Here is a 15,152-nt window from a genome sequence, read left to right as displayed (position 1 = left end):
CATGAAAGCATTCATCATTGATTTAGACGGAACTTTATTTAGAGGTAGTGAAATGATCACAGGTGCTGACCTGTTTGTTAAGGCACTCAGAGAGCGAGAGCTCCCTTTCTTACTTATGACGAATAATTCCTCACGAACACCTGCTGAAGCTGCTAAGCATATGCAAGCGATGGGAATCCCAGCTGAGGAGAAAGACATGTTTACGTCAGCACAAGCAGCTGCACAGTACTGGGACGAGCAACAAATTGGCCGGCGGGTATTCATCGTTGGTGAAGCTGGGCTCAAGGAAGCGATGAGGGGCCGAGGCTTTGAACTCGTCGAGGAAAATCCTGACGCGGTCATCCAAGGAATCGACCGGGATTTCAACTATGCTAAGCTAACAGCTGCCGTCAGACATATTCGCGCAGGCGCACGCTCAATTGTCACCAACCCTGACCATCTGCTTCCATCAGATGGCGAGCTGCTTCCCGGCGCGGGTTCGATCGCCGCGGCTATAGAGCGAGCGACCGGTGTGCAGCCGGTCGTGATTGGCAAGCCATCGCCTATCATCATGCGATATGCGATGGCGCGGCTTGGTGCTGCTGCAAGCAGCACCTGGGTCGTCGGTGACAACTGTGTCACCGACATCGGTGGCGGTGCGGCCGCAGGATGCCGCACCGCCCTTGTGCTCACCGGCCTAGCCACGGTGAGCAACTGGCGTCAACAAGCCGCTGACGCCGGTGTACAACCAGACCTCGTCTGTCATGGACTTGACGAAGTGCTAAGCTCAGTGTTCGCTAAAGTTGCAGAAAACAAGCTATAACGCCACTTCTTTCAATTAAAAGAGCGCCGAAATCCACATTTCTATCACAGAAAATGTTGATCTTGGCGCTTAATTTATGGCTCTGAATCATAATCAGTTTTTGCTAAAGACAGAGCCATATGCAGATCACAGCGATCGTAAAGACAATCCGTCCACGCAGTGGTCATCTATCGGCACCATTGCTGTTTCATCTGGATAAAGCTCGCTGCTCTGTACATATAATCTAATCATGAATATTACTTAAACCATATATTAACAACAAAAAAACAATCCTTCCTATTTAAATTGCATTGCCCACTTATGAATGATGACATATAATGGTTATGAGAAACTTTAATTATATCCATAATATATTTGATAAATTTTATCTATAATAATGGGGGGCATAATCGTGAACATAAATCAATTGGAAACCTTATTAACGATCTCGAAAACGATGAGTTTCCGCAAGGCAGGTGAAATTCTTAATTTAACTCAGCCAGCGGTTTCCGCTCAAGTTAAAAGTCTAGAAGATGAATTTGCAACCGTACTAATTGATCGCAATCAGCCTGTTACTTTAACGGACAGTGGAAAATGTTTTTTGGAACATGCTGAAAAGATATTAAGAACTGTTGATGAACTCAAACAAAAACTCGCTGACATGAGTCAAATACCACAAGGACATATTCAAATCGGGACAACAACTTCAATTGCCATGCAAATCCTGCCTCGAATTCTGTCCTACTTTCAAGAGGAATACCCGAATATTAAAACAACCATTCACTCCATGAATTCAGCCCAGATCATGACCGCGGTTGAGAATGGTTCCATTGATATTGGGATTGGTTATTTATTCGATAAAAACCCGAACTTAGAGATGTCGCCTTTGTATTACGATACATTCGAAATGATTGTGTCTCATGAGCATCCTCTCAGTAAATACAATCATCTTTCCGTCGAGAATCTACGGAACGTTCCATTTATCCTTCTTACACCTGAAACAGCAGCTAGACGATTTGTAGAACAAGTATTTAAATCCTATGGATTTGTACCTAATGTAGTGATGGAGCTATCAAGCTCTGAGGAAGTGAAACGGATGGTTGAGCTTAACTTAGGGGCGTCCATTATCTCCAAGCTATCAGCTAATAAAGAATTGCGTACAGGTACGCTTGCGTGCGTGAAGGTAGATGAATTTGATACCACACATCCAGTAGGTCTCATGTTCAAATCAGGCAGATACGTCAATTCTGCTATGCAGCAATTTTTGCGCGACCTAAAGGGAATGCCTGAAACACAATTTATTGGTACAGAATAGAATCAATTTCATGGCGATTAGGGAGGTACATTGAATGAAATTTGATTTACACACACACAATGAACGATGCGGTCATGCAGAAGGAACAATTCGTAATTATATTGAAGCTGCAATAAAAGAAGGTTTATCAGTAATTGGCATTTCTGATCATTCCCCCTACTTCGGCTCAAATGAAGATCATGCCTTTCCCTACGTCGCTATGGCCAAAAGCCAATTCCAGCAATATGTAGAAGAAGTACTTCAACTAAAGGCTGAATATGAAGGAAAAATTGATGTACTGCTTGGTGTAGAATCAGACTTTTTCCCTGAACATGCGACGCTTTATTCCGATATATATGCACGCTATCCATTCGATTATATTATTGGTTCGGTTCACCAGGTCGGTGGGGTCAGTATTTTCAATCGCAACCGGTGGAAAAAGTTGAATGAGCAGCAACAAATCGAACATAAAGAGGATTACTACAATCTTATTCAACAATCAGCTCGCAGCGGTATGTTCCAAATCCTCGGTCATATTGACGCGATGAAAGCCTACTATCCTGCTTTTAGCGATTTGCTTACACCAAAAGTCGAGCAAACTTTGCAAGTAATTGGTGAATGTAAGCTGGCAATTGAAATTAACACTTCAGGAAAGACCAAAGATGTAGGTGGCTGGTATCCTTCAGACAGCATGCTAGAAATGGCACTACACTACGGTGTAGATGTTACCTTTGGATCGGATGCTCACGTTGCATCGCGGGTCGGCGATGAATTTGAACTTGTACGCAAACGTCTCCAGGAGATCGGATTTAAAGAATGGGTTTATTTTAAACAAAAGCAAAGACAAGTTGTCTCCATATAATAGGATAAAGAAAAGCCAGCCCATTCAATAAAGTGGACTGGCTTTTCTGCATGTACATTACATCTTAAGTAGTCTACTAAGACTAAACTATTACTTGTTTTTACGTGAAAGACTTAGTATCGCAAGGCCATAGAACACTGCTGTTGTAATAATAAGTACGATTATACTCGCACCTGCACCTGCCGTATAATCGCCAAAGCGATAAGTAACGCCCATCGTTTCGTTGAATGATTCTAAAGCTTCAGCTGGTGCGTCTGCAAAAGCCGTAGCAATGGGTTGTTCCATGAATACTTGACGTAATAAAGCGGCTGAATGAGAGACTGGAAATATTTTGACAATAAATTGTACGGCTTCTGGAAGTGCTCCAATCGGTATATAAATACCCGTTATAAATCCGATTAAAGTACCAATGACAGTACTAGCTGTCGCGAAAGCATTCTGGCTCTTAAAGAATGAAACCATAAAGAATACCATCGCACTGCCCGAGATTACAGAAAGCACAATCAAACCTAACACTTTAACGAAACTGAGGAGCGATAGCAATTGTCCACCATACGCAACGACATAAATCTCAGCTAGTACAAATGCGATCAAACTGATGATTATTCCTATTACAAATGAGCTCAAAATATATCCGGCGGCTAGGGACGAACGTTTAATTGGAGAAGCAGAGAAATCCTTAAGTATTTTCTTCGAACGATCCTCCACCATAATCCCGAACGCACCCATCGTGGTTGTTATCGAGGTTACGGCTAATAATCCTGCCATAATCCAGCTATTCACAAGATGCTTAGCATTGTCCCCGAGTTCTGTGAAGTTGGCTGCAAGTGTATCTCCTAGGAACAGTACATATAAACCAATAATGATAAATACGGCAAGTAAGGAGAAGAAGACAGCCGTTTTGTCGCGAAAAAATATTTTCAGATTCCGCATAGCCATATTAATCATTATTCTCTCACCTCTGAACCCGTAATGGAAATGAACACGTCATCCATCGTACCACGAACGACTTCGAAGCTTGTTATGTATGGTTCACACTGATTAATAAGTGGTATAGCTTCCAACGTAGAAGTTAATTTAATAAAACATACACCGCCGATAAAGGTGTAATCTGTATCCGATTCATCTAGTATGTGGACTAATTGTGTCATGTCGCTCGGATTGATTTTTAAATAATCGGCACTATATTGTCCTTTCAGTTCGGAAGGGGTCCCCTTAGCGGCAACCTTGCCATGATCAATGATCGTAACATAATCGGCATTCGCTGCTTCCTCCATATAGTGCGTGGTGAGGAATACGGTCATTCCCTTCTCAGCTTGTAGATTCTGAATCGTCTGCCATACACTCTTCCGTGTTTGAGGATCAAGACCGGTCGTAGGTTCATCTAAGAATAGAATTTGAGGTGTGTTTACAAGTGCTCTTGCGATATCTGCTCTTCTACGCTGACCACCAGATAATTTACCATAAGGGCGATTCATAAATTCCACAGCATCCGCAGCAACGGCAGCCTGTTCGACTGCTTCTTGCAGTTGTCCGCGTGAGAAACCATAGAATTTACCTCTTGTAAGCAAATTTTCCTTAACGGTTAACAAGGGATCAAGTACACTGTCCTGAAATACAACACCAATTGTAGATCGAATCTTGTCATCATCCCTACCTAGCGTATATCCATTGATCACTACTTTGCCGCTATCAGGTTTTAATAATGTACATATGATATCAATTGTAGTCGATTTACCTGCGCCATTGGGACCAAGAAAAGCAAACAAAGATCCTTGCTCAACATAGAAATCAATTCCTTGGACAGCTTCTATGCTACCATATGATTTTCTCAAGTTAGAAACTTCAATTACTTTGCTCAATTGTCATCACCTTTCTTAGACATTCCTCCTTGATCATAGATGGAATTATTTGATTTGTCTATATAAGTCTATTAGGACTTAGTCTCTGCAGGATTAGTTACGGTACCAATAAATATAGGTAAACTGGTCTTGTTCTCGATAATCGCATACAGGAATGGTCGATCAAGAATCACTCTTTTTTGGTTCACCACCGCACTCTCTGAAGCTATTTCTCCCATCGTTACAGCACCTGCTTTGGTGCCACGTTCATCCACTTGGATGTAGGCTTTATGCAACACATCACCTATATACATATTACCTTGATCTGAATGCCCCATACGATTGAAATTAGCCTTAGACTCACTAAATCCATCCGTTAATCCCATTGCCTGTAGAGGCTCAGTAAGCGATGCTTCATAGGCAATCTTAAATTTTGGTATAGCTACCGCCACGATCTCATCAGTCTTACCCTTCATCAAGCTTAACCACTTATCACCGCTCATCGATTTGACATACTCCTGTAGTTCAACCCCTTTATCAGGAAGCATAGCTACAAAGCTATATGGACTTTCTCTCTTGTATGGTTTCACGAAACCCTGTGCATGATCATCTTGCAGATAGCCAAACTCATCCGAATACATATAATCAACCGTGATCTCAGAGCTATCATCGATTGCAAATGATTGGGCACGAATTTGATCAGTTCGGTAAATACGATCCCATTCCGCTTCGAATAACACCGTGTTCATCAGATACATCATGGTATCTTCATTAATCTGATCTATGATTTTGTCAATTAATCCATCCGTATTCATCCGAACCCAATTGTTTATGTCTGTAATGGATTGGTCAGAGTTAAAATCGGCTTTATATGTAGATGCACCGTAATAATCAACATTCGACTGTATAAAAGCCTCCTCAATCTGCAAGGACTTATCATCGCGATACCAAATCGAGTTTGCGAGATTCATTGTACCTGAAGATATATTCTTAAGCTTATTCGTTAGCGAATAATAATAGTGATTGAGCTCAGTTAATATAAGCTTATCCCCGCCAAGCAAAGTCTCGAATTGCTTCAATGTGTTATCCGCTGCGCCATTAGCTGTCATTCCAAGTGTTAAATAGATTGAAGTTGGGGATAGCAGCACATTCTCTTCGTTCTTGTTAACTTGTTTGAATAACTCTATTGAAAAATTTGATGTAGCTTCAATAAATGGTTCACTCAGCTTGACTGGTTCGACTTGATTCGGCTGAATATTTTGTTGCAGGCTATCCGCCTCAATAGTAGGAACTTGTCCTGCTTTATCACTGTAAATAACAGCAAATGAGAGAACAATTGCAACTGCAGAGATAGCCGTATATATATAAGTAATGGTCTTACGTATTGTATCTGTCATGCTACAATCCTCCCTTACATCTTGCGATATTCCAATTTTGAATTATGCTTATTAGACGAATGTCTACTCTCAATTGTTGCTTTAACTGTTCTGTATCCCCCCAAAAAAAAGGAAGACCTCGCCAACGGGGCAGGTCTTCAAGAATTTTATATTAAAAGGGGGTCTTGTTTATTATATTACCCGATCAACATTATGGAACCATAACAGGAATATTTCATTTGTGTTAAAAATACGATGTACATACGTTTGTTTTAAGTAAACAACAGTATATTATACGAGGCTCTGAATCATAATCAGTGCTTGCTAAAGACAGAACTATATGCAGATGGTAGCGGAGGGGACGGAATTGTCCTGGAGAAGCGAAGCGTTCGCCTTTGCCACCGGATTTCTACCGCTATATGCGGTATACGATCAAGAAATCTGGGGGCAACAGCGATCGTAAGGACAATCCGTCCACGCAGCGGTAATCTATCGGCACCATTACAATTTTTCAAGTACTGATTTTGGTGTTGAGCCTTATATGAAGAATGAATCTTAGAGGGAGATGGTTGGGATTATGAATAAGACAGATCGTCTACTCGCCATTATTCTAGAGCTTCAGAGCAAAGGAATACAGCGTGCTGAAGATTTAGCAGCTACCTTCGAAACAAGTAGGAGGACGATATATCGAGATATCCAAGCTCTAAGCGAAGCGAACGTACCGATTATTAGTTCTCCTGGTCAAGGCTATTGTTTGCTTGAGGGCTACTTTCTTCCTCCCGTGTGTTTGACTACAGAAGAAGCTATAACACTGTCACTTGGTATCGACTTTGTAGAGCAGCAATTTGATCAGGATTACCGAATCAAAGCACGGGTAGCTAGGGCGAAGATTGAAGCTATATTACCTAGAGCAATACAAGAAGAAACTGCGCGTGTAAGGCAAGGGCTGAAGCTAATTAATTCTGAAATCTCACTTAATGTAGAACTTCAATTAGAGGCACTTGCTTCTCTTCGTCGTGCTGTACTTGAAGAGCGCAAGGTACACTTTCATTACATGAAAGGTGTATCAGCGGCTAATGATGAGCGCCATAGCACGCGAACTGTGGATCCTTATGCACTTGTATACGTTAATAATTCATGGGCTTTAATTGCATTTTGTAATTTACGGAACAGTATTCGTCATTTTCGCTTAAGTCGTATGACAGAGCTTCAGTTGTTAGAGGAGAAATTCATACGGCCAACTGATTTTCAACTACGTTCCTATAAACCTGTTGACGATCGTCATACGCTTGTTCGTGTTCTTATCGATTCCAAAGTTGCGGATCAATGGACAATTAATTCGTACTACTATACAGAATCAATCGAGAACAATAAAAACAGCTTACTAGTTACCCTTCGAGTAAGGACGGCCGAGGAAGTATTACCTTGGGTACTAAGCTTTGGTGCGAATGCAGAGATACTTGAACCTGATTCACTAAAGAAGCTTATCCGTGATCATGCTGAGAATATACTAAAACGCTACTGACATACTGTTGTCAGTAGCGTTTTAGTATATTGGGGATAGTTTAAATATGAAAGGGGTTATCCTACATGATTACGAATACTAAACAAACGTTACTGCGATTTGAAGAAACAGCCACTCAATACTTGAAGGAATTAGACAACTTCAGCATTGAACAACTTGTCTGCAAGCCGAGCGAAGAAGAATGGTCGCTTGGACAAATGCACCTCCATCTGATTCAATCTGCTCTTTATATGCAGCTTCGCAATATTGAAGCCTGTCGCATGCAAGAGCCTCATAGCGGTGATGCATCTAAAGCCAAGACAGAGCAAGGAAATGCGATTTTCGCATTAGGTAGTTTTCCTCCAATCCGTATTTCCGTACCAGCTTCCAATGAATATACCCCTGAACAGCCTGCAACCAAAGAGCAGCTAACAGAGGGCATTCAACTTGTTATTCAAAGGATGAATGAAATTGAACCTACGCTCCATGCTATACCTAGTAATCAAACCATTCCTCACCCCAGATTCGGTGAATTAAATGCCATAGAATGGTTCACACTGGTCGAAATGCATTACCGTCACCATCTGCACCAGAAAGCAAGACTCATTGATTGGTACAACAGTAAATAAATAAGAATTAAAAAGAAAGCTAGCGATATAAAATCTATATCATAAAAAAAGGAGGACCTTCCCTACGGGGCAGGTCCTCAAGATTTTTATATTAAAAGGGGGTCTTGTTAATTATATTACCCGATCAACATTATGGAACTATAACAGGAATATTTCATTTGTGTTAAAATGTTGATAACTAACTACCGAGGTGATTAATATGGCTAAGAAAAAAAGACAGGTCCCCGCTTCTACTCGGAAAGGAGCTTCCCAAGAGGATAAACCAGCAACGCTGAAGGATTTATTAAATCCCGAGCTTGTCAATAAGCTTAAAGCTCAAGCAGATGACATGAGGGCTGAGGAAGCAAGGCAGAAAGAAGAAGCCAGACAAAAAGCCGAAGAAGCTCGTAAGGAAGAGCAAAAGCGACTCGATAATAATTTTGAGCATCTACTTGAAAATAGTAAGATGGATTGGCGCAAATTTAAATAAGCTCTCGTGGATCTGACCATCTGGCTAGATCCACAAGAGCTTATTTTATTTTTATACTATTTTATTTATCAAGCAGCATCCCTACGGCCTTATCACCGAATGTCGCATACTCCATTCCATCCTTTTTACTAAAGGATAGATTCAAGAGTAGTACATTGTCGCGGAGCAAGCTTTCATTGCGTTCAATCGCTTCTCTAACCTCCGAATCAACATCAAGCACCAAGTTAATCCGTTCCTCAATCGGCAGATCCAGCTTCTTCCGGTAATCTTGAATCACTCTGACTACCTCACGTACTAAACCTTCTTGTTCCAATTCAGGGGTGATTTCTGTATTAAGCGCAACCGCCATTTGGTATCCAGACGCAGATGCAAAGCCTTGCTTAGATTGCTTTTGTGTAAGCAGTTCATCACTTGTGATATGCAGCTTCTCTTCATCACTTACCTGTAGATCTACGTAACCTTGCTCAACAACCTTACGAGCCTCATCTGGCGTAAGTCCTTGTAGATGCTTTTGGATCAATCCTACGTGTTTGCCATACTTAGGACCGCCAACCTTCAGATTAAGCTTTAAGGAAAACTCAACAAAATCGCTATCGCTGTGAACGACATGAATTTCTTTGACATTAATTTCTTCCTTGATGATCGTGCTGTATCCTAACAGATCAAAATCCTCATCCATGGAAATGAACATCTCAGACAATGGTTGACGTGTCTTAATCGCCACTTCATTACGAATATTACGAGCTAGCTCTACAATTTGTCGAGTCGTTTGCATTTCCTTTTCTAATTGAAGATCAATTAAGGATTCATCCGCGGTTGGATAATCAGTTAAATGCACGCTTTCTCGCCAACCTAAATTCTCAAATATTTCCTCGGAAATAAATGGCGCAAAAGGAGCAATAAGCTTACTTAATGTCAATAAAACCTCTTGTAATGTCTGATAAGCAGCGATTTTGTCTTCTGTCATGTCACTTCCCCAGAACCGATCTCTCGATCTGCGAATGTACCAGTTACTGAGTTCATCGATATAAGCTTCCATTAGTTTAGCTGGATTCATAAAGTCATAGGTATCGAGTCCAGCGCGAACGTTGTTAATCAACGAATTCAATCGGGAAATAATCCATCGATCAAGCTTATTGGTCTTAGGCAGCAAAGGATGTTCTTCTGGACGGAATGAATCAAGCGACGCATATAGTGCAAAGAATGCATGCGTATTATTCAGGGTATCGATAACCTTCGACTTAGCCTCTGCTACAATCTGTTTCGAGAATCGTTTACTGTTCCAAGGTGCGCTATCAGCAAGCAGAGCCCAGCGGAATGCATCCGTACCATATTCCTCGATAATCTCCCAAGGGTCAACGACATTCCCCTTACTCTTGGACATCTTCTGCCCACTCTCATCGAGTACATGGCCTGTAGCTAGAACGGCTTTATACGGAGATTGACCATTGTACAGTGTCGAAACTGCAAGTAAGCTATAGAACCAGCCCCTAGTTTGATCAATTCCTTCTACGATCATATCAGCAGGGTATTGCTCTTGGAACATCTCTTGATTGTCGAATGGATAATGGTACTGCGCAAACGGCATCGAGCCACTATCAAACCATACATCGATCACTTCAGAGGTCCGTTCCATTGTACCCTCGCACTTGGGACAACGCAGCTTCACGTCATCAATATAAGGCTTATGAAGCTCCAAATGATCACCAATCTCTTCTGTTGCATGCTTCTTCAAATCCTCATAGCTGTTAGGTGCATATTCTGAGTGACAGCTGTTACATGTCCAGATATTTAAAGGTGTTCCCCAATAACGGTTACGGCTAATATTCCAATCCACTAGCTCCTCTAGGAATTTACCAAAGCGACCTTCCTTTAAGTGAGACGGGTACCAATTGATTTGATTGTTATTGGCGATTAATTGCTCCTTAACTGCCGTTGTTTCGATGAACCAGCTCTCCATCGCATAATAGAGTAGTGGTGATTTACAGCGCCAACAGAAAGGATAGCTATGCTCATACTTTTGTTTAGAGAATAATAACCCACGTTCAGCAAGCAGCTTAACGATATCGATATCACAATCTTTAACGAAACGTCCAGCAAAATCAGTTACATCGTCCGTATATTTGCCCGCATTATCCACAACGCTCAGCATGCCAATACCATTCTGTCTAGCAACTTTATAATCGTCTTCCCCGTGTGCAGGAGCGATATGCACGATACCAGTACCACTAGAGTCACTTACAAAGTCTCCACTAATGACAACATGACCACCGTCTACGGAAGCATAATTAAATGGCGGTTCATAAGCTTTACCTACAAGCTCAGCACCTGATAAAGTCGAAAGGATCTCGTACTCCCCTTTCATCACATCTTCAACTAAATTACTTGCCACGATGTAAACTTCATCATCCTGCTTAACTCGGGAATAGGATAAATCCTGATTCACAGCTAGTGCGACATTCGCCGGTAACGTCCATGGTGTTGTCGTCCATGCCAAAATAGAATCACTTGAATCCTTCAAACGGAATTTAACAGTTGCACTCAGGTCCTTCACATCTTCATACCCCTGAGCAACTTCATGTGAGCTAAGTGTTGTCTGACAACATGGACAGTAAGGGCTAACCCGATGTCCGCGATATAACAATCCTTTATTATGAATCGTTGAGAGAATGTTCCAAACGCTCTCAATATACTCATTCTTAAGTGTGATGTAAGGATTATCGAGATCCGTCCAATAGCCAATCGCTTCAGTCAGCTCTCTCCACTGCTTCTCATATTCGAAGACACTATCCTTACATTTACGTACGAACTTCTCGACACCATATTTCTCAATATCCTGTTTACCCGAAATCCCTAACTGTTTCTCTACACCTAGTTCAACAGGCAGTCCATGCGTATCCCAACCAGCTTTACGGATAACCTTATAACCAGCCATTGTTTTGTAACGACCAATAAAGTCCTTGATTACTCTTCCAAGCACATGACCGATATGTGGAGCACCATTTGCAGTAGGAGGCCCTTCATAGAATACAAAAGAAGGATTATTCTCCCTGCGGCGTATCGATTCCTTGAACGTATCCTTTTCCTTCCATCCTTGAAGAACTCGAATCTCACGAGCTCTTGATTGTTCTTTCACATCAACCTTCTTCATGCCCATCCATCTCCTTCTATTCGTTTAGCGTGTCTTATTTACATACAAAAAAACCCGTCCCTATAAGGGACGAGTTAGACTCGCGATACCACCCAAATTCCACAATCATTTCACTTTACAGCTCAATGATCATAGCACTCATTCAACGTACTATCATACGTGTTCCATATAACGGCGGAATCCCGGCTAGGCTTACTTGTCTTTGTGCGACGTTCAGCTTCATTTCTCAGAGATGATTTTGGGCTGTCAACTGAACACCGGCTTGCAGCATAATACCGGCTCTCTAAGGATCAGAAACACAACTTACTCGTTCTCGTCATCAAATTTATATTCGATTTCAATTACTGATTTTATATCATAATTAGATCTCAGTTGTCAAGGTTCGATGACCTAGATTTCGCGCTCTAGCTCTTGTGCCCATAGTAGAGTTGATTGACCTGTATCAAGTGTTTCTTCTGTTTCTCAGGCAAAGACTTATCATCTTGAAAAAAAAGAGAACCTCGCCAACGGGGCAGGTTCCCAAAGTTTATATTTAAAAGGGGGTCTTGGTTATTATATTACCCGATGAACATTATGGGACTATAACAGGAATATTTCATTTGTGTTAAAAATTATGAGCGGCTAGTAAAATTCAAAATGAGCATGGGTGCATTTTCGATTGGGGGATTCTTCTGAGCATCAATTCTAACTTGCCAATACTTAGTTATTTCACCCTTTAAATATGTTGACCTAGACGTTATCACGAATTTTTTGTTGCTGATTGGACAAAAAAAGAAGAACCTCGCCAACGGGGCAGGTTCTCAAAGTTTTATATTTAAAAGGGGGTCTTGGTTATTATATTACCCTACCAACATTATGGGACAGTAACAGGAACATTACATTTGTGTTAAAAATATCTGCGAATTGGAAATGCGATCATATGTTTGCTATAATAATTCTCTGCCTTATGTACTAGCACAGCTTAGATTAGAATTTGGAGGATTATTAGATGTTACAGAAAACCCACAGCCTTGCTGGTCTATTAGCAGCGGAAAGCGTTGTCCTTTATTTTAACCAACCCTTATTTTCTTGGGAATCTGCCGCTGCACTTATGATCGGTTGTTTGGCTGGCCCCTTGGCTGATGTTGATAAGCCTGGATCGACTATGGCTAAAGTTTTCTTCCCGATCACTTACTTATTACGATTTCTCAAAGTTCGTCACCGAACACTTACGCATTCATTGGTGTGTTTATTAGGTTTATATTTGTTGCTTTCCCCATTACCTGAGCCAATACTCTGGGCTAGTTTGCTCGCTTATGCTTCTCATCCACTACTTGATCTGCTGAATGAGCAAGGAGTAGCGCTGATGTGGCCACTACGAATCAAATTCCGCTTACTACCTAAATTTCTTGCTATCAAAACAGGCTCAGCTTCGGAAGGAATCATTCAAATCATCCTTATTATTTTCATTGTACTCCTACCTATTCTAGGTAGTATAACGAATATTTTTTAACACCCTAATTTAATACATAGATCCATTTTCCATCCTTAGATGTTCCTACCGGTGACCCTTTAATATTCTCGTATATCGTTTCTTGTAAGGTGCCAGCATGAAGAATGACAAGTGAACCCTGATTGTCTTCATATTCGATCATAGCATAATCGTGTGTCTGGGGAATCCAGACACCGTAATCTAAACTAGGTTTACTTTCAGAAGAAACTAACAGCTTATTACCATCATACAATCCGCCATTCGCATACACCTTAAACCGACCGTCATCCGACGCCTTTAAGCTCAACCACACATTCTTAGGTCCAGGTGAATCCCACTTCGCAAGCTTCTTCGATTGCCAATTAAATCGATAACGGACCATATCATTTAGTTCACCGTTACTCATTTCACCTTTAGGATTTTGCATTTCAAAATAAACTTCTTGACTATCATCAAAGAGTTTAATCGGATAACGCTCATCGGTTGAATAACTCTGCTGAATACCACCGATTATCTCTTGCTTGAGTAGTAATGTTTCTTTACTCGTAGCGACATCAATCAATCTAAAATTAAATTTCGTATTCTCATCTGTCTTCTCGGACCCCGTTACCAGAATAATCGTTTTTTTATCCTTAGAGAAAGCAGCACCATGCACGAACTCTGGTAGTTTGAACATCATAGCTGTCTTACTCATCGGAATTTGAACCTCAGATTCATCTGGTATCTCATAAAAGAAACCACGCCGATCCGCAACGAATGACCCGCTTCCGCGATAATTCTCCATAATCTCGGTACCATACGGATAATAGGTATACTTATCAAGGCTTGTATCGTACACACTATAATGATTTGTTGGCCCCGTATCACAGCGGCATCCATACTTCGTATCACGCGCTAATAAGAAGTAGCGTGCCTCTGTGTCGAGTAGTGAAATCTCGTTATATGGAATATCAAATGATGTTAACTGCTTCCTATTCGTCGGCTGATCTAAAGCAACTTTCCACAGATTTAACGGCTCTGCGATAGTACCAACAAATGAATTCCTAACGGATGATCCGGATATCTTCAAAGCACCGCCACTTTGCGTTCTAGCATCCTTAAGATCGATACTCAATTGATCTGAACCATTTAATTTAGTTTCTGCTTGCGAAATCAGTGCTTTCACATGCAGCTCCTGATCATTCGACCAGTGGAGCAACAGCTTAGGATAGAATCGATAACTGCGTTCATCTATTTTCTTAATCGCTTTCTCGACAGAACTTCGATCCATTGGCTTTTTGAAGAAAATCGTAATCGTCTCGTCTCTTTTCGGAATACTTACCATTAATGAGTTATTCATTAAACGCGGATCTGAATTAAGGCGGAATAGAACGTCCTTGCCATCCCCCCACTTTGTAGGGATTGGCTCCTCCTTAACTGACTCTGCGAACGCTTGCTGCTCCTCCAAAGTTGCCTCTGGATAAATAGAAGGTGCTGGTAGAGAATTAGCAAACTCATCCTTGTACTCAGGCAAATTCGATGGATCGGGCGTATTAGTTGGTGAAGCTGTACTCACTGGAGTAGAAATAGGTGATGGTGTAGCTACAAGAGACGGTGTTATGGTCGGTGAGGATGCTAAGGCTCCCGCTAATGAATTAGAACCAGCTGTAGGTGAAATAAGGTTAAAACTAACTACTCCTATAATGAGGGCGATCAACACAACTAAACCAATATACATGTTCTTTATGCTCACACTACACCTCTTCATAACAAAATAATATGTATTTCATCCTTA

At 41.3% G+C, this 15,152-nt stretch carries 13 protein-coding genes and 1 other annotated feature; of the genes, 8 read left to right on the top strand and 5 right to left on the bottom strand.

Annotation, left to right across the window (positions count from 1 at the left end; translation table 11 throughout):
* The first annotated feature begins 1 nt into the window (after position 1).
* The 3 genes from AC1DOK_RS16575 (at position 2) to AC1DOK_RS16565 (ending at position 2,937) form a co-directional block, all read left to right on the top strand.
* Positions 2 to 802, top strand: coding sequence for an HAD-IIA family hydrolase (locus AC1DOK_RS16575; RefSeq protein WP_477555410.1), 801 nt, complete (start codon positions 2 to 4; stop codon positions 800 to 802).
* Positions 803 to 1,193: 391 nt separating this feature from the next.
* A complete protein-coding gene (locus AC1DOK_RS16570; RefSeq protein ID WP_477555409.1) occupies positions 1,194 to 2,096 on the top strand; it encodes a LysR family transcriptional regulator in 903 nt (300 codons plus the stop codon).
* A gap of 34 nt (positions 2,097 to 2,130) precedes the next feature.
* Positions 2,131 to 2,937 (top strand): histidinol-phosphatase, encoded by an 807-nt coding sequence (locus AC1DOK_RS16565; protein WP_477555408.1) that lies wholly within the window; start codon positions 2,131 to 2,133, stop codon positions 2,935 to 2,937.
* 90 nt (positions 2,938 to 3,027) lie between these two features.
* Here AC1DOK_RS16565 and AC1DOK_RS16560 read toward each other — a convergent pair whose 3' ends face one another.
* The 3 genes from AC1DOK_RS16560 to AC1DOK_RS16550 form a co-directional block, all read right to left on the bottom strand.
* Positions 3,028 to 3,885 carry an ABC transporter permease gene (locus tag AC1DOK_RS16560; protein ID WP_477555407.1) on the bottom strand — a complete coding sequence of 286 codons (858 nt, stop codon included), beginning with the start codon at positions 3,883 to 3,885 and terminating at the stop codon, positions 3,028 to 3,030.
* Positions 3,885 to 4,799, bottom strand: a complete 915-nt coding sequence (locus AC1DOK_RS16555; RefSeq protein ID WP_477555406.1) for an ABC transporter ATP-binding protein — start codon at positions 4,797 to 4,799, stop codon at positions 3,885 to 3,887. Before AC1DOK_RS16555 ends, AC1DOK_RS16560 begins: the two co-directional genes overlap by 1 nt.
* 71 nt (positions 4,800 to 4,870) lie before the next feature.
* Positions 4,871 to 6,175, bottom strand: coding sequence for a serpin family protein (locus AC1DOK_RS16550; protein WP_477555405.1), 1,305 nt, complete (start codon positions 6,173 to 6,175; stop codon positions 4,871 to 4,873).
* A gap of 300 nt (positions 6,176 to 6,475) precedes the next feature.
* Here AC1DOK_RS16550 and AC1DOK_RS16545 point away from each other — a divergent pair, with 300 nt between their 5' ends.
* The 4 genes from AC1DOK_RS16545 (at position 6,476) to AC1DOK_RS16530 (ending at position 8,756) form a co-directional block, all read left to right on the top strand.
* Entirely contained in the window at positions 6,476 to 6,676 is a 201-nt protein-coding gene (locus AC1DOK_RS16545) for a hypothetical protein (RefSeq protein ID WP_477555404.1), read from the top strand.
* A 55-nt stretch (positions 6,677 to 6,731) separates the two neighbouring features.
* A complete protein-coding gene (locus tag AC1DOK_RS16540; RefSeq protein WP_477555403.1) occupies positions 6,732 to 7,679 on the top strand; it encodes a helix-turn-helix transcriptional regulator in 948 nt (315 codons plus the stop codon).
* Between the two features lie 65 nt (positions 7,680 to 7,744).
* Entirely contained in the window at positions 7,745 to 8,287 is a 543-nt protein-coding gene (locus AC1DOK_RS16535) for a DinB family protein (RefSeq protein ID WP_477555402.1), read from the top strand.
* A 199-nt stretch (positions 8,288 to 8,486) separates the two neighbouring features.
* Positions 8,487 to 8,756, top strand: a complete 270-nt coding sequence (locus tag AC1DOK_RS16530; RefSeq protein WP_477555401.1) for a YqkE family protein — start codon at positions 8,487 to 8,489, stop codon at positions 8,754 to 8,756.
* A gap of 61 nt (positions 8,757 to 8,817) precedes the next feature.
* Here AC1DOK_RS16530 and ileS read toward each other — a convergent pair whose 3' ends face one another.
* The gene (gene ileS / locus AC1DOK_RS16525; RefSeq protein ID WP_477555400.1) at positions 8,818 to 11,907 is read right to left on the bottom strand and encodes an isoleucine--tRNA ligase; all 3,090 of its coding nucleotides are present in this window, start codon (positions 11,905 to 11,907) and stop codon (positions 8,818 to 8,820) included.
* A 62-nt stretch (positions 11,908 to 11,969) separates the two neighbouring features.
* Positions 11,970 to 12,236 (bottom strand) — a binding site (T-box leader).
* A gap of 659 nt (positions 12,237 to 12,895) precedes the next feature.
* Between ileS and AC1DOK_RS16520 the strand changes: the two genes are divergently transcribed.
* The gene (locus AC1DOK_RS16520; RefSeq protein ID WP_477555399.1) at positions 12,896 to 13,399 is read left to right on the top strand and encodes a metal-dependent hydrolase; all 504 of its coding nucleotides are present in this window, start codon (positions 12,896 to 12,898) and stop codon (positions 13,397 to 13,399) included.
* Between the two features lie 4 nt (positions 13,400 to 13,403).
* Here the strand turns inward: AC1DOK_RS16520 and AC1DOK_RS16515 are convergent, their stop codons facing one another.
* A complete protein-coding gene (locus AC1DOK_RS16515; RefSeq protein ID WP_477555398.1) occupies positions 13,404 to 15,110 on the bottom strand; it encodes a hypothetical protein in 1,707 nt (568 codons plus the stop codon).
* Positions 15,111 to 15,152: the final 42 nt, after the last annotated feature.

The organism is Paenibacillus sp. P5_B5 (genome assembly GCF_056400365.1).
The sequence above is the reverse complement of the archived record's forward strand: the minus strand, read 5'-3'. Positions and strand labels throughout refer to the sequence as shown.

What these genes read in the sequence shown, in the direction of transcription:
- AC1DOK_RS16575 (WP_477555410.1), top strand. Translation starts at nt 2, where the DNA reads ATGAAAGCATTCATCATTGATTTAGACGGAACTTTATTTAGAGGTAGT.
- AC1DOK_RS16565 (WP_477555408.1), top strand. Translation starts at nt 2,131, where the DNA reads ATGAAATTTGATTTACACACACACAATGAACGATGCGGTCATGCAGAA.
- AC1DOK_RS16560 (WP_477555407.1), bottom strand. Translation starts at nt 3,885, where the DNA reads ATGATTAATATGGCTATGCGGAATCTGAAAATATTTTTTCGCGACAAA.
- AC1DOK_RS16550 (WP_477555405.1), bottom strand. Translation starts at nt 6,175, where the DNA reads ATGACAGATACAATACGTAAGACCATTACTTATATATATACGGCTATC.
- AC1DOK_RS16540 (WP_477555403.1), top strand. Translation starts at nt 6,732, where the DNA reads ATGAATAAGACAGATCGTCTACTCGCCATTATTCTAGAGCTTCAGAGC.
- AC1DOK_RS16535 (WP_477555402.1), top strand. Translation starts at nt 7,745, where the DNA reads ATGATTACGAATACTAAACAAACGTTACTGCGATTTGAAGAAACAGCC.
- AC1DOK_RS16530 (WP_477555401.1), top strand. Translation starts at nt 8,487, where the DNA reads ATGGCTAAGAAAAAAAGACAGGTCCCCGCTTCTACTCGGAAAGGAGCT.
- ileS (WP_477555400.1), bottom strand. Translation starts at nt 11,907, where the DNA reads ATGAAGAAGGTTGATGTGAAAGAACAATCAAGAGCTCGTGAGATTCGA.
- AC1DOK_RS16520 (WP_477555399.1), top strand. Translation starts at nt 12,896, where the DNA reads ATGTTACAGAAAACCCACAGCCTTGCTGGTCTATTAGCAGCGGAAAGC.